Origin of the sequence: Myroides sp. ZB35 (genome assembly GCF_001865835.1) — a bacterium.
Lineage (GTDB): Bacteria > Bacteroidota > Bacteroidia > Flavobacteriales > Flavobacteriaceae > Flavobacterium > Flavobacterium odoratimimum.
The window spans coordinates 1,456,282-1,472,655 of the sequence record NZ_CP017769.1; the positions used below are offsets into that span (position 1 = coordinate 1,456,282).

The 16,374-nt window shown below is 35.7% G+C and carries 12 protein-coding genes; 9 read left to right on the top strand and 3 right to left on the bottom strand.

What is annotated here, in order from left to right:
* Positions 1-677: 677 nt before the first annotated feature.
* From BK054_RS06600 to BK054_RS06615, 4 genes are all read left to right on the top strand, one after another.
* Positions 678-4,418 carry a lectin-like domain-containing protein gene (locus BK054_RS06600; protein WP_071307635.1) on the top strand — a complete coding sequence of 1,247 codons (3,741 nt, stop codon included), beginning with the start codon at positions 678-680 and terminating at the stop codon, positions 4,416-4,418.
* A gap of 35 nt (positions 4,419-4,453) precedes the next feature.
* Positions 4,454-6,151 (top strand): hypothetical protein, encoded by a 1,698-nt coding sequence (locus tag BK054_RS06605; protein WP_071307114.1) that lies wholly within the window; start codon positions 4,454-4,456, stop codon positions 6,149-6,151.
* A gap of 107 nt (positions 6,152-6,258) precedes the next feature.
* Complete coding sequence (locus BK054_RS06610) at positions 6,259-6,876, top strand: hypothetical protein (RefSeq protein ID WP_083387839.1); 618 nt, start codon at positions 6,259-6,261, stop codon at positions 6,874-6,876.
* A gap of 17 nt (positions 6,877-6,893) precedes the next feature.
* Positions 6,894-8,141: a gliding motility-associated C-terminal domain-containing protein gene (locus tag BK054_RS06615; protein WP_071307115.1), complete on the top strand. Its 1,248-nt coding sequence runs from the start codon at positions 6,894-6,896 to the stop codon at positions 8,139-8,141.
* A gap of 274 nt (positions 8,142-8,415) precedes the next feature.
* On the opposite strand, the gene BK054_RS06620 is transcribed toward BK054_RS06615, so the two are convergent.
* Complete coding sequence (locus BK054_RS06620; RefSeq protein WP_006257656.1) at positions 8,416-8,778, bottom strand: hypothetical protein; 363 nt, start codon at positions 8,776-8,778, stop codon at positions 8,416-8,418.
* A gap of 81 nt (positions 8,779-8,859) precedes the next feature.
* On the opposite strand from BK054_RS06620, the gene BK054_RS06625 reads away from it, so the two are divergent.
* Entirely contained in the window at positions 8,860-9,339 is a 480-nt protein-coding gene (locus BK054_RS06625) for a GNAT family N-acetyltransferase (protein WP_006257655.1), read from the top strand.
* 3 nt (positions 9,340-9,342) lie between these two features.
* Here BK054_RS06625 and BK054_RS06630 read toward each other — a convergent pair whose 3' ends face one another.
* On the bottom strand, positions 9,343-10,569 hold the full coding sequence (locus BK054_RS06630; RefSeq protein WP_006262609.1) for an MDR family MFS transporter: 1,227 nt from the start codon (positions 10,567-10,569) through the stop codon (positions 9,343-9,345).
* 22 nt (positions 10,570-10,591) lie between these two features.
* Entirely contained in the window at positions 10,592-11,224 is a 633-nt protein-coding gene (locus BK054_RS06635; RefSeq protein WP_006257652.1) for a thymidine kinase, read from the bottom strand.
* Positions 11,225-11,326: 102 nt separating this feature from the next.
* Between BK054_RS06635 and BK054_RS06640 the strand changes: the two genes are divergently transcribed.
* The 4 genes from BK054_RS06640 (at position 11,327) to recJ (ending at position 16,314) form a co-directional block, all read left to right on the top strand.
* Positions 11,327-12,727, top strand: a complete 1,401-nt coding sequence (locus BK054_RS06640; RefSeq protein ID WP_071307116.1) for a hypothetical protein — start codon at positions 11,327-11,329, stop codon at positions 12,725-12,727.
* Positions 12,728-12,729: 2 nt separating this feature from the next.
* Positions 12,730-13,404, top strand: a complete 675-nt coding sequence (gene rsmI / locus BK054_RS06645) for a 16S rRNA (cytidine(1402)-2'-O)-methyltransferase (RefSeq protein ID WP_006262611.1) — start codon at positions 12,730-12,732, stop codon at positions 13,402-13,404.
* A 780-nt stretch (positions 13,405-14,184) separates the two neighbouring features.
* Positions 14,185-14,607 (top strand): OsmC family protein, encoded by a 423-nt coding sequence (locus BK054_RS06650; protein WP_071307117.1) that lies wholly within the window; start codon positions 14,185-14,187, stop codon positions 14,605-14,607.
* A 3-nt stretch (positions 14,608-14,610) separates the two neighbouring features.
* The gene (gene recJ / locus BK054_RS06655; protein ID WP_071307118.1) at positions 14,611-16,314 is read left to right on the top strand and encodes a single-stranded-DNA-specific exonuclease RecJ; all 1,704 of its coding nucleotides are present in this window, start codon (positions 14,611-14,613) and stop codon (positions 16,312-16,314) included.
* Positions 16,315-16,374: the final 60 nt, after the last annotated feature.

Below are 16,374 nucleotides of genomic sequence, written 5' to 3' on the forward strand. Positions count from 1 at the left end.
TGAGTTTCCTTTCTTTGATATAAATTTAACAGTCACATAATGTGAATATTAGGTGTTTTAATTTAGCAGTAAAAAGAGCTTATGGATAATGATACCTTGTTCACTTTCTTATAATTTAATTATTAAATCATATTTTATCAAAAAATAGTAATTTTTCACTTGCTTTTAAGGAATTGTATTCTGCTTTGTGTTGTATTAAATGTTAGGATGATGAACTGTTTTGAGTAAATTTGCACAAAAATAGAGTGTTTTTTATAATCTGTAATAAGCATTATTACAGATAGTTATCGGTTGTTGAAGAAAGTAATATATCACAATAGGTGATTTTTTTTCACAAAAAAACAATTATGGCTTAATATTTGTTTTTAACTATAGTGACGGTTAGTAATATTTGTTTTTTATATTATTAATTTAAGATTTAAGTAATTGATTTGAGAATATATTCTCAAATAAAAAGAGTAGAAAAGGAAAAAGAATAATAGTATCATAAAAACAACAACTATTTCTCAGTTGTAAATCACAATCAAGTTTAATGGGATTTTAAACACTTTGTAAAAGGTGTGGACTTCTATTTTCTAAATATCTGATGTCATGTAGAATATCAGCAAGGGAATCTTTGTCTAAAAAAATAGTGTTTTGTTTATTATGTTATTGTAAATGTGATTGTTATTGGTAATATGTTAGAGAAGTATAGATATGTTTTAGCGTTTGTACTATGTGTTTTATTAGGGCAGCTATCTCCTTTATATGCACAGTTTACAATACAAGAAAGTTTTACTCATCAAACAGTGAATAGCAAAGTAGTATTAGGGGATCATGCTATACTAACAGCTTCACAAGGGTTAGATCGTTCTGGAGAAGGATGGCTAAGACTTACTTCTGATGGAATGAATCAGAAGGGGTATGCTATTATAGAAGAGAGTTTTCCTTCTGATAGAGGAGTATTGATTGATTTTGAATATAAATCATGGCGTAGAAGAGACGGAAATACAAAAGGTGGAGCAGATGGTATCTCTGTATTTCTATACGATGGGAGTATTCCTAAGGGAAAATTTAGATTAGGTAGTTATGGAGGTTCATTAGGGTATGGGTCTGGCAATAATACATATGGTGTAACGGGGGGATATATAGCTGTAGGACTTGATGAGTATGGTAATTTTACTCATGAAGCTGTTGGAAGACCAAATACGAATGGCTCGTTTGCCCAAAGTGTTGTATTAAGAGGAAAGGTTACAAATGACCTCAGAACAACAGCTAGATATCTGACACATATAAAGAAACCGGGAGGTAAAAATATAGATAATTCTGAATTTATATACTCTAGACCTGATGACTATAACTTTTATAGAAGAGTACAGATCGAGATGAAACCTATCTTAGAAGAAGATAGAAGCAAGAAGAAACCCGATGGAAGTTACGCTCTTAAAAAGAAATTCCATATCAAAGTACGCTTACAGTCAGAACATAAAGGGGGATTTGTAGAAGTATTAGACTATAAATATGATGAGTTGCCTTACGAAACACTGAAGATTGGTTTTGCAGCTTCTACAGGGGCAGCTGTTAATATTCATGAGATAAGAGATTTAAATGTCACAACTCCTGAAGGATTAATGATTAACAAATCTGTCAATTTATTAGAAGCTAAGAAAGGAGATAAGTTAAGTTACACTCTAGAGATGTCTAACCATTCATCTGATTTGTATAAAGACTTCAAACTAAATGATTATTTATCCACGATAAAAGAATTCTTTAGAGTAGATGAGATCTTCTTTGATAATAGAGGTAATTATAAAAACACCTTGACACCTCCTTCTAATATTCCTAGTATATATAGTGCGAAGAGTATTGAGAATTGGAAAGTGAACCTAGACGCTCACTCTTCATCTAGAGTCATTATTAATGGAACAGTGATAGGCTACCCTGGTTTAGGAGTGTTATCTAATGAAGCTTATCTAGATGTAAGTAATCTAAAATTACCGTATGTAGATCCTACGAAGATTCGTTCTATAGCACATACGAATATTGTAGGCAAACCACATCCTAAGCCTTCTATCTCATCAGATGTAAGCGTAATATGTGAAGGAGACGAAGCGATATTAATTGCTAAAAAGCCATTGACTACTATTGGTACTGTAGAGTCTTACCGCTGGTTTAAAGACGGTAATTTATTTAAGGTACGCGAAGTAGGAGATGACTTAGAAGATAGAATAATCGAGGAGTTATTGCCTATAGAGAGCATTAGAGTTACAGAGCCAGGAGAATACAGTGTAGTATATGTTATCAATGGTGTGAGCTCAGAAGAATCTGCTATAGTGAAGATTAATGTAAATCCTATACCTAAGCTAAAACTGAAGAATAATTCTGATGTTCTAAGCTATACTTTGAATGTAGGAGATTCTTTTGTATTGCCAATTATGATAACTGATAATGCTAGAGATGTAATCACTTGGTACGACACAAATGGAGAAGAGATTATAGATAGAACGAGTCCTAAGGTATTTAACCAAGCAGGAGTATATAACTATACGGTAGTTGCTGAGAATGCTAATGGATGTTCGGATATCAAGAATATTCAAGTCAATGTATTTAATAACGAAGACTGTCCACCGACTTACGAGAGATACTGGGCAACAGATTATACAGCGTGGTATTCTGCTCTGACAGGAGGAGTATCTAATAAGAGTAATGCTATTGATGGACGACCAGATACTTATTCTACAATCACAGTAGGACTAGGACTATTAGGATTAGGTACTACATGGCAGAATATTTACTTCAAAGAAGACCAAGCCGCAGGAACTCCTGTGACAGTGAAGTTAGGTAAAGAATACAGTGGTTTAGTTGCCCTAGGCGGTATTACAGTAGTAGGACTTGATGCAAATGGGAAAAAGATAGGAACGTTACAAGGAGTAGATGGAGGACTAGTAGATCTATTAGCAGCAGATAATGTGTTGGAGTATACATTCGTACCATCGAATAAGAAAGGGCCGCAGAAATATAGAGGAGTACAAGTTGTCTTAGGATCTACAGTAGGTGTAGCTCAGAACGCTAAGGTGTATGGAGCTTATGTGACTAAGACTGTTGATAACCCTAGTTGTGCAGCTGTATTACCTAATATTAATCCCAATGTACTAGACGTACTCCATGGAGTAGAAGATATAGGACTAGGGGTAGCGAGTGCCACAGCCTCTGTTAGCCATCCTTGGAATGCAGTGGATGATGATCCTAACAGTTATGCAGTAATAGCAAGAGGGGTAGCAGTAGCGAATATGGCAAGTCTAACCGTAGTGTTTAAACAAACTGCTTTACCAGGAGATGAGTTGCATATTACAGCAGAAAATAAGAACCCAGGAGTGCTAAGTTTAGAATTAGTCAAAGGGTTTAAGATTCAACGCTATTTAGGAGATAAGAAAGTGGGCGAACCACTTACAGAATCTAATGGAGCACTTCGCTTGAGATTATTAGGGATAGGAGGTAGAGATAGATACAGAATTATAGTAGCTCCTTCTACAGAACCTTTTGATAGAGTGAAGATATCGTATGGCTCAGTTGTAGGAGTATTAGGAGATTTTACTCATATCTATAATGTAGATCTAGTCCCTAGAGTAGAAGTAGGTATGGAGATAAAGACTGATCAGTACGGTTATGAACTTGAACAAGTTCTTCAGTTATGTGAAGGAGAACCGTTGAGGATACAACCACAGAATAGTCACTGTACGAGTTATGAAGTGTACACTTCTGAGAAAGGAACGACTAGACTACCTGCTTTAGAAGATATGTTTACGATAGACTTGTCTAAGAACTATAAAGCAGGTGATGAGTTTACAGTATATGTACAGGCTGTTCGAAATGGCTGTACCATTGGCTCTAGAACTCCGATTAAGATTAAGATAAACAGTCTGCCTTCTGTAGAACGTGTAATCGCTAAGGATCACAAAGGAAAACAGACTACGGTAGTAGATCAAGTAATGATTAAAGGAGGGCAGTCATTACAACTTAGCTCTATAGTGTCAGGAGAGATACAGCGATATGACTGGGAATATTTATTAGATACAGAGAATGAGTGGAAGGCGTTTCCTTTCGCTACTGTAGATAATCCAGAAGTAGAGGTTAGATCAACAATATTAGAAAGAGATAAGGATAACAAGGTAATATTTGATCAGAACGATAGGCCTATTATTAAACAGCAGGGAGGAGTATTTATTACCAAACATGGAACAGGTGTGTTAATAATAGCCTTTCCTAAAGATGCCAAAGTTAATGGAGAGAACTGGCACAATAAAAAAGGAAAAGTGAGATTAACCATAACTAATTTGACGGGGTGTAGTACATCTGTAATCTATGATCTTACTTTTCTTAGAGGATTTAGAGAAGGAATATTCTCTAACCCGATGTTACCAAGTAAAAAGACAAAATAACAAAACAATACAGATATTAAATAGAATTTATAATCATGAAGAAAATTATCATTTTAGCCGCTTTCTTAGGAACGTTTTATACAGCATCAGCACAGGTAGGTATTGGTACACCAGATCCTGAAACATCAGCTGAACTTGAAATTCTTTCTAGCCACAGAGGGGTATTGATTCCACGTGTAAGTTTATCAGACTTAAATGTTTTTGCACCGATAGATGGAACTCAAGTAGAGAGTTTATTGATTTATAACCTTAATGAAGATACTTCTAAAGAGATATTAAAAGGATTCTATTACTGGACAACAGAAGATGGAGGACAGTGGAATAGAATAGTGAGCAAAGCGGAACTAACTACAGTTATCAATGGATTAGATAATAATGTGACAAAATTAGAAGGTGACGTTAAGAACATCCAGAATGTAATCAACTATATCGTACCTACTAATCCTGACAATAAAGATGCTGCTAAAGAAGGGCATTCTACTATTGTGTTTGATCCAGTGAAGAATGAGTTTAAATATGTGGTTTATAACACAGTTGATAATAAGTATGAGACAGCGAATGTAGACTTTGAAGATCTAGTATTAAAAGAAGAGACTAAAACATTCTTCCGTGAAGTAGCAGTATCTGATACTGATAAGACAAAGAAATTCCTTTTCTTCTCAGAGACGACGATTCAGAATTGGTTAGCTCAGAAAGGAAATGAAGGAAAGACTGAGATCGATGTGCCTAATGACGCAGATGGAGTAGTTACAATAGATGTAGTAGGAGAGATCGCTTCTAATGTATCGAACTTTTTTAATAGTAAAACGACTGTCCTAAAAGAAGGAAGTACTAGCGAGCACTATACTATAGAAGAGTTAATCAAGAATATCTCTACGAAGGTAGATGGTAATGTTATTTATAAGAATACAGGAGATAGTACGAATGCTAATTGGGAGTTCCAATTTTATAACAATGGCAAGTATGAGACTATTAACCTTAAAGATTTAGTAGCAGATACAGAGACGACTACAGTAGTAGTACCAGTAGTGAAAAATGGAAAGACTGTAGGGTATAAATATTTCAATGAAGAAGCTGTAAAGGCATTCTTGGCTAGTAATGAAGGTAAGACTGTTGCTGATATTACCGGAGATACTACAGGAGGTACAGAAGTAAATGTAGTAGGTGATATCGTAAATAACTTTAGTGATATTCTAAACCAAGAGGTAAAAGAGGGTGATGTTACTTATAAGGTAGGGGATCTAATCTCTAAGTTTATTAATAAAGGGGGGAATGTGTACTACGGAAAGATAGCAGACGATAAAGAAGAAGTGTTCTATACGATTGAAGATAACGGAGCGAAGAAAGAAATCAGCTTTGACTTTATCACGAACTATATTACGAATAATGTGGATAAGATCAAGAATATCTTAGGTGATCATATCGATGTTCATAATAGTAAAGTAATCTTCACTGGGAATACGATTAATAATAAGAAGGTATATAAGTTCATAGGGACTACTAATATCGCTAAAGCTAACTCCGCTAGAACATCAGGTGTGGCTATTCCTGCAGGTGCTACAGTAGGGGCAGTAGTAAGCATCCAAGTATTACAAGGAGAAATGTTGAAGACTACAGCTACTACGGATATTAAAGTGAGTGGTAGTACCTTAAACTTTAATATCGGATCTGGTAACCAGTATATCATGATTGGAGAAGGGAACTATAATGTAATTGTAGAGTTTACAGAATAGTTATATACAATATAGACAAGCAAACAAACAATAATCAAACAACTCACACCACACTGTGCGAGTCTTGTATTGAGACTCGCACTTTTTTTTCAATTACTTAAAGATAAATGATGAAGCAATTATATTTCGCAATGCTTGCTGTGCTATTCAGCGCTCTAAGTTTTGCACAAACTAAGATTGGTACATCGCCAGATATAAATAAGGATGCCATGCTAGAAGTAGAGTCTGCTGATAAGGGGTTATTACTACCTAGAGTAGAGCTTACATCCACTACACTAGCGAATCCTTTAAGTGCTCACGTAGCAGGTATGACAGTGTATAATACGAAGGCAGTTAATGATGTAGTCGTGGGGTTCTATTATAATGATGGAACGAAATGGCAACAAATGGTAACCAAAGATTATAAGGCAGTGAAGTTCTTCTATATGCCTTCTATTGTATTTGATACTTCAGAAGACAGAATAGGACAAACGATAAACTTATTTGAAGAATATAAGAAGCAATTCTCTTTACAGAACAGTAATCACTTTGTCAGTGAAGGAGCTCCTACTACAGGTATCCCTTATTTTGAGAAGCCGACAGACTTATACTATTATGTGACGAGTTATGATACAGATGTGTTTACGATAAAGTCAATATCTAAAGAAGGTGTGATGACTTATGATGTAAAGGCAGCAGCTACAGACTGTACGATTATGAATATCATATTCGTAGTGAAAGACTAATACTAGCGATAGAAGAAATGAAGATATATTTGAGATTATTACTGTGTATGGTGATGCTACCGACTATAATTTATAGTCAGGCAGTGAATAAAGGTATGTTTTATATTAAACCGGGTTCTATGGTCTCTGTATATTATACGCTGGAGAACCAAGGAGAAGGAGATTTTAGAAATAACGGTGAACTTTACTTACATCGTGACCTTGTTAATAACGGTAAAATATTTGACTATAAAGGAAATATTCCTCAGGGGAAGACCTTTCTTATCGGAACTGCGAAACAAACTATAGAAGGACAGGCAGGAACTCATTTTAATACTTTGATTCTAAATAACCCTATAAAGGAAAGAGCTTTTGATATCAAGACATCTGTGAGTATTGCGGGTGCAGTTGAGTTCACTCAGGGTATTGCTAAGGTAGATTCTCTTCAAGGAGCTTTTACCTTCTTAAATAAATCTAAGGTTCTTCATGTCAGTGATGCCTCTCATATCGAGGGAGAAGTAGAGAAAGAAGGAAATGAGGAGTTCACCTATCCTAAAGGAGATAAAGGATTCTATAGACAAGCAATAATATCTGCTCCTAAGCATCAGAAAGATATCTTCGTGGGAAAATATAGCTTAGACGATAAGCAGTTCTTCAAAGTCCGTAAGGCAGGTTCTGGGATAGTTGATAAGATTAATACGAGAGAGTATTGGCTGATAGAACATTCACAGACCACAGCGAGTAATATTGTGCTTACGCTGACTTGGGATGAGCGTACCACCCCTAAAGAGATTTATGAGCATGCAACTGATAATTTGCATATTTTGAGATGGGATGCCATAGAGCAGTTATGGGTAGATGAAGGGGGGATAGTAGACTTAGAGAATAAGACTGTGACTACACCTACGTCATTAGAGAAGTACGGCTTCTTTACACTAGGGACAGTGAGAACTGATAAAATGCTGAAGGGAGATGTAGTGATCTATAACTTCGTCAGTGCGAATGGTGATGGAGATAATGATTACTTCAGAATAGACAATATCCAACGATATCCAAATAACCGTGTCGAAATATTTAATAGATGGGGGGGCAAGGTATACGAGACTGCAAATTATAATAGTAATGGTAACGTGTTTAGAGGCTATTCTGATGGTCGAGTGACGATAAAGAAGAATGAACTATTGCCGACAGGTACCTATTTCTATATTGTCTCTTATGAGTATAAAGATGATAGAGGATCTAGTATGATTAAGAAAACGGGATACCTCCACTTAGAAATAAACTAATTCAATGAATAGAAATATTGTTGAGATTTTTTATATTACCTTACCGTAGTTAGAGAGAGCTAAGACATTGTGTTTTGGCTCTTTTTTTTGTTGTAGAATACAGAAGAATGCGATAATGTAGTAAAACAAATAATATCAGAAAGGATACTGTATGTTAAATATTTGATTATTATACTAAATTGTTAAGAAAAAGTATCTTTTTAATCTATGTGCCTAAGCTTATCTTTGTATAGTATATAATAGAAATGTGGTCGTTATATAAGAATAAAGAACACTATACTATAGGAGGAGGATCTACTAAGGGTATATATGGTGTTGAATGGATGACATGTTTATAATAGAAGGGACTGTAGTGATAAGTAACTTTTTGTTTTGTATAGACTGCTAATTCTAATTGATTAATAAAGAAAGTTTCGCAGGCTATTGTAGTTACTTTATGTGTATCAGTATCCTTCGTATCAGGATTAGATGAGTGTGATGTGTTTTTATACACAGTGTACACATACATATTAGCAGTAGGACAGTACATTAATTTTTTGTCACAAGTCTGCTCCACAGCGAAGTTTATCTTCTCTGCGCCGAATAAGGCAAAAATGATAATGAGTAGCCAGGCTATATGTCTGTTATAAAGATTCATCTGGTCACAAATATATTTGTTTCTAGATTACTTTATAGAACAGTTGTTAAATAAGAAAGGTTTTTTAACATATTTTGAATAATGAAAGAGAAAGTTTTATTTTTTGAAGTCTTAACACAAGAGGAGGCAGTAGAAATAGCTTATAATTGGAAGTATGAAGGAATATTGAGCTTTTATAATATGACCTCAGATTTAGAGGACTTACACGATTTTTTAGACGAGAATGTAAGAGGACAGAATACCTTCAGTGTACGTACTCCACGAGAGAAGGATATTATAGCCTACTTCTATTATGACTTAGTAGATCATAATACAGCAGAAGTCATATTAGGTATCAACCCAATCCACCTTCATAAAGGATATGGAAGGGAGATTATACAGTATGCAGAAGAAGCTCTACACAAGCGAAAAGCTGTGGAGAAAATAACTGTTGCTGTAGCGAAGTTTAATACTTTAGGAGTTGACTTCTATCAAAACCTTGGATACGCTAGCGTAGGTAAATTTGAGAATTATACTAATGGTGGGCTGTATACATTCTTAAAAATGGAGAAGAAACTATAATGTTTATTCTTCTGCCATTTTTTTGACAGAATAGTTTAGCCCTAGAGCAGCTATGATTACTAATGCAGCTGTACCTAACCATAAGACATCATATCCTAGTGTAGAAGCTACCTTTGTCCCTAGGATAGGTGAAATAATAAATCCGATAGCGAAGGTCAACCCATTCACGCCCATATAAGCACCTTTATTCTTACTACCAGCACGCATCGCTGTCACCGTAGAGGTAAATGGCATTGCTAGCATCTCAGAGACACATAAGATCGTCATAGATATATAGATAGAGATATAACTGTGGTCAAAAGCTAACATTCCGTATCCTAAGGCACTAATCATAACCCCGTAGAAGATAGTCTGTCTGATCGTAAAGAATTTTTCTGCGACATGTACTAATAACATCTCTGTTAAGAAGATAAGTAGACCACTGTACCCTAAGATAAGCCCTATTTCTACTTCATCCAGCCCTACAGCTTTCTCATAGAATATAGGTAGTGTACTTAATAGTTGTAAGAAGGCAATAGAGTATAAAGTACAGAATACACTGTATATTAAGAACATCTTATCCTTATATGGAGATTTATTAGAGACATCTTCTATCTCATTCAGCTCAGTGATATCTTCCTGTTCTAATAATAATTCTTTGTTCGTCTTTCTATTTCTAAAGAAGTAGATGAATACGACAGCTGCTAGAAACGCCGCAGTAGCATTCACGTAGAATAATAGCGCATACGATATCGCAGCTAGAATACCTCCCATAGCAGGCCCTATAGAGAACCCTAAGTTCACTGCCATTCTATTTAGAGAGAAGGCACGGGTGATATTCTCAGGTTTAGCATACATGGTGATGGCTACAGAGTTCGCCGGTCTAAACATTTCACTGACTGCACTCTGTAATAACATCATCAGTGCTAGACTGACTACAGACGTGAAGTGTGGTAACATGATAAATACTGGAATACTACCTATTAAGCTCAAGTACTGTACTTTATAGTTACCTATCTTATCAGTTACCCATCCGCCTACTGTAGTTCCTATAATAGAACCTACCCCAAAACAAGCTAATACATACCCCGTCTGTTCTTGACTAAAGTGAAGTTCTTTCGTCATATATACACCTAAGAATGGTAATACCATGGACCCCGATCTATTGATTAACATTACAATTGCTAGCATCCACGATGCTGATGATAGACCTTTGTAAGAGTCGATATAGATTTGAGCTATTTTTTTCATAGGTGTGGTAGTCGTTAAAGTATTATTCTATTTGTTCTGGTGGTATTGTATTTTGTTTTTCTGATTTTGATATATCTACACCTCTCAGTGCATTGAAAAAAGCTGCTCTACTCAGCGGCTCGTATTCTTGTGTTTCTCCTAGCATGACGATATCCTCACTAGCTGCCTTTCTGAAACTATAATTAGCTAGATTTCCTGATCTAGTACAGATAGCATGTACCTTAGTTACATACTCTGCAGTAGCCATTAAGTAAGGCATTGGTCCAAAGGGATTTCCTTTAAAGTCCATATCTAGCCCCGCTACGATCACTCTGATACCCGAGTTCGCAAGGTCATTACATACTCTGACAATTTCTTCATCGAAGAATTGGGCTTCATCTATTCCTACCACATCACATCCATCAGCTAATAATCTGATATGTGCTGCAGAGGGTACAGGCGTAGACCTAATCTCATTAGAATCATGAGATACGACGAATTCATCGTGATATCTTGTATCGATAGCAGGTTTAAAAATTTCGACTTTTTGTTTGGCAAATTTGGCTCTTTTCAGTCTGCGAATCAGTTCTTCAGTCTTACCAGAGAACATAGAACCACAGATAACTTCGATCCAACCAAATTGTTCTTTGTTATTAACGGGATTTTCGAGAAACATTTTGTAAATTTCAAGCTGAAACCAGCGGTTTTTTCTGTTATTTTTGTATGGAGCAAATTTATCAAAAAAAGCTCGTCAATTTACTAATGCAAAATAAAAGTTATGAAGAAAGTCTTAGAAGGAGAGTTGTTAAGTCTGGCTCATCGTGTATTACAATTGAAAGACAAGGAAGTAGATAGTTTATATAGAGAAGCTAAAGAATTATATGAGAAGCTTACCATCTTAAAATTCTATCAAGATCATTTTGAAGCAGGATTAATCAAAGAAGTTTCTCCTGAGCAATTGGACGATGCGCTAAAAGCCATGGCGATTAATGATTCGAATTCAAATACTGTAGATGAGGTAGTACGTCACCAGATGCCTATAGATCTAGTGGAAGAAGAATACCCTATCGTTGCAGAAACTGAAAAAGAGGCAATTAATACTATAGATGATAGCCTTCTTGCGGATAAAGTGAATAAAATAGCACCTGAAGTGGTAGAAGAACCTTCTATTATTCAGAAAGCTGTAGTCTATGACGAACCATTTATTACAGAGGTGTATATAGATGATAGTGCTAATGAAGCGGATGATGCTCAACTTCACCATTATTTAGATCAACATGAGGCTATGCTAAAACAGCTAGATGAACGTGAGGTAATCGCTAATATCGAAGTAGAAAATCCTGTGGTAGAAGAAGAGGTAGTAGCGCATATCACTGCTGAAATACCTGTAGTAGAGCAAGAAGTAAAAGAAGAGGAAGAAGACGAAAATGATGATATCGAAGTAACTACTTTCTATGAAGAAGAAGTTGTGGTAAAGGAAGAAGTGATAGAAACACCAATACCATCTATTGTAGAAGCTGTTAAAGAGGAGAGCATTGAGGAGGCATTAGTAAATATAAACGAACAGTTCGCTCCTGCTAAACTAGAAGAAACAATAGAGGAAACTACGATTACTTCTACCTATAAGGTAGAAGAAGAAGTAAAAACAGTAACAGAGAATAAACCAAATACGGATGATCCTTTCTTTGGATTCGACTTCAGTGATGTAGAGTTTGTGAGAGTAGAAGATGTGGATAAACAAGAGGTACAGAAGTTCAATACAGAGTTTGTACCTAAAGAACCTGTTGTAGAAGCTAGCTTTACACAACCAGAACCTATCGCTCCTGTAGAACAACACATCGAGCCAACTGTAGAAACTCCTGTGCCACAGAACACATTATTTAATGTAGAGCACACTTCTGTACGCGAACCAAAGATCAATAAACCAAAGTCTATTAATGATATTTATAGCTCTACTATCGTAGTAGGCTTGAATGACCGTATCGCTTTCGAAAGACATTTGTTTAACGGAAGTGCAGAAGATTTTAATAGAGTATTATCACAGTTAAATACAGTGAGCTCTTTTGATGAGGCAAATAGCTTAATAGACCATTTAGTAAAACCAGAATACAATAACTGGGAAGGAAAAGAAGAATACGAAGAACGCTTTATGACGTTAGTAGAAAAACGTTTTATATAATTATGGGGAAACTTTACTTGGTACCTACACCAATTGGAAATTTAGAAGATATGACGTATCGCGCAATAAAAGTATTGCAAGAAGTAGATTATATCTTAGCAGAAGACACACGTAATAGTGGAAAACTATTAAAACATTTTGAAATCTCTACACCGATGTTTAGTCATCACATGCATAATGAGCATAAGACTGTAGAAGGATTAGTAAAGAGAATGCAAGCAGGAGAGACCTTTGCACTGATATCAGATGCAGGTACACCAGCTATCTCTGATCCAGGATTTTTATTGACACGTGCGTGTGTAGAGCAGGGTGTAGAAGTAGAGTGTCTACCAGGGGCTACAGCATTCGTACCTGCATTAGTGAATAGTGGTTTGCCGAATGATAAGTTTGTCTTTGAAGGGTTTTTACCTGACAAGAAAGGAAGACAGACGAGATATCTAATTCTAGCAGAAGAAACGAGAACGATGATCCTTTATGTATCTCCTCATAAGTTAGTAAAGACCTTAGGAGAATTTAAAGAATACTTCGGTGAAGATAGACAAGTATCTGTCTCTAGAGAATTGTCTAAATTACACGAAGAGACTGTAAGAGGTACAGTGGTAGAAGTGTTAGCGCACTTCGAAGCGAAGCCTCCTAAAGGAGAGATTGTAGTGATCGTAGCTGGAAAAAGTAAATAATAAATAACCACCTGCCTTAGCAGATAGGTTATTACAGTATAGAGAATTGCCCGTAGCAGATTGCTATGGGCAATTTTTTTGTTTAAAAACGAGTGATGTTTTTTGTGGTGAACTTAGTCTAATAGTTTAGTTTCTGATAAGAAAGAGCAACCTCTTCAATACCGCTACAAGATTTCTTCAACAGTTCTTCAAGAAAGAGGCTTCTAACTAGAGCAATCTTGGGGAAATGTTGAAGAAGTGTTGAAGAGAATGCTAGTAATGCTTGTATTCAGTGACTTGAGTAGTAATAGACGTTAGATTGTTTTATAATCTGATTATTTGTTAATGTATTGATTGTTAGGTTGATATTTGATTTTGTTCACAGTATGAGGTGTAAAAAAGTGAGCCTTTTTTTATGTTTTTTTGCTTTGATACGGTTTTGTAGTCAGTTTTTTGATTAAAAATTACCCATAAAAGACATTCTATTAAGCAAAATAGCTTCTTTTGAGGTAATAAAAGAGGATATTTAGTCAAAGAAAGTGTTTTAGACTAAAAAAAGGGATATGCATATAAAGGACTGTTTATAGCGTTGTACTTTATCTTGTTATGTACATATTGTCTTGTATGTAGTGAAGTGTAGTATAGAATTTATCTGTTTAGCGAATAATTTTGTTGTAAGGAGAAATAGTTAGGCTATATCAGATAGTGAGAGGAAGGTTGGGCATTAGATTCTCTTTTTGCGTCTTCATTAACTAGTGAACATTGATTTTTTTTTGATACATTTGATAAAAACAGAACATTATGTCACATAAAGTAACTACAAGTTGGATAGAAAACATGCAATTCGAATCAACTAATCCAAGTGGAGGAACGATTAGAATAGATGCAGGCCCTGAAAATGGAGGAGATAATAAAGGTCTAAGACCTAAAGTATTAATGCTATCTGCTCTAGCAGGATGTTCAGGATTAGACGTAGCATCACTGATTAAGAAAATGAGATTAGATGTTGCTGATTTTAAAATAGAAACAGAAGGACTACTTACAGAGACAGATCCCGCTACTTATCATACTGTGATGGTAGATTATCACTTCTATGGAGCTAATCTAGACGAGGCGAAGCTAAAAAAAGCAGTTGATTTATCGATCGAGAAGTATTGTGGAGTAATGGATATGTTTAAAGAATTTGCAGAAGTTAAAACCAATATTCATTATCATAAAGAGTAATTAATGCGCTGGTATTTAAAACAAGATCCAGATGAAAAAATAGTTGCTCATTTACAAGAAGTTTTAGGTGTAAGTCCTATAGTAGGGAGGTTATTAGCACAGCGTGGGATAGAGACCTTCGAAGCTGCTAAGAAATTCTTTAGACCTTCTTTAGAAGATTTGCACGACCCCTTTCTGATGGCAGATATGACAGAGGCTGTCCATCGCATTCTAAACGCGATTAAGAATCGAGAATCTATCTTGGTTTTCGGTGATTACGATGTGGATGGAACTACGTCTGTCGCCTTAATGTATTCCTATTTAAAGAGCCTAGGTGCTCAGGTAGATACGTATATTCCAGATCGATATAATGAAGGATATGGTATATCGTATCAAGGGATAGATTATGCTATAACGCAAGGTATCCATCTAATCATAGCTCTAGACTGTGGTATAAAGTCTATAGAGCACATACAGTATGCTAAAGAGAAAGGTGTTGATTTTATAATATGTGATCATCACTTACCTGGAGAGATTATTCCTGATGCAGTAGCCGTGTTAGATCCTAAACGCGTAGACTGCCTATATCCCTATAAGGAGTTATGTGGATGTGGTGTAGGATTTAAGTTGATTCAGGCATTAAATACGATTCAGGGACTTCCTTTCGCCTCTATAGAACACTATCTAGATCTAGTAGCTACTGCTATCGCAGCAGATGTAGTGCCGATCACAGGAGAGAATAGAGTATTGGCGTACTATGGACTAAAGGTGATTAATGAAAGCCCACGTCCTGGTATAAAAGCACTGATGAAGTTATATGACTTAGCTATATATACGATGACAGATATTGTGTTTAAGTTAGCCCCTAAAATCAATGCGGCTGGAAGAATAGAACACGGTAACTTTACTGTAGATCTATTGACAGAAGCTACTGAAGAAGGAGCAAATATGACTGTCGAGAAAATCGTAAATATCAATGAAGAGCGCAAGTCGCTAGATCAAGGAATCACGGAAGAAGCGCTTAAACAGATCATCGATCAAAAATTAATTAACTCAAAGAGTACCGTAGTGTATAGCCCATCTTGGCATAAGGGGGTGATCGGTATCGTGGCTTCTCGTCTTATCGATACGTATTATAGACCGACTATTGTATTTACAGATAGTGGGGATTACCTAGCTGCATCAGCGCGCTCTGTTAAGAACTTTGATATCTATCAGGCTCTTGAGAAGTGCTCTGAACATCTTATTCAGTTCGGGGGGCATATGTATGCTGCTGGGTTGACAATAAAGAAAGAGAATCTAGAAGCTTTTAGACAAAAGTTTGAAGAAGTAGTGTCTAACACGATTCAGGAGACTGACCTTATACCTGAGATCGAAATAGATGCTAAGATTCAGTTCTCAGAGATTACAGATAAATTTCTGCGTATTTTAAAGCAGTTTGAACCTTTTGGCCCTGGTAATCCTAGTCCTTGTTTCTTGACGAAAGAGGTCTTCGATACAGGATATGCAAAATTAGCAGGAGCAAGAGGAGAACATCTAAAAGTAAGCTTTAAGCAGAGAAGAAATCCTGGATATAAGTTTAGTGCAATAGGTTTTAACCTAGGTGCTCAGTATGAGAATGTGAAGGATAAGCAGCACGTAGACATCATTTATTCTATCGAGGAGAACAACTGGAGAAATAAAACTACTATTCAATTGCAAATAAAAGACCTACAGTTGTCTTGGTAATTGAATAAAGTGTTATTTTTATCCTTGATTAAAACTATTTATCAATCCTAATTTTATAAA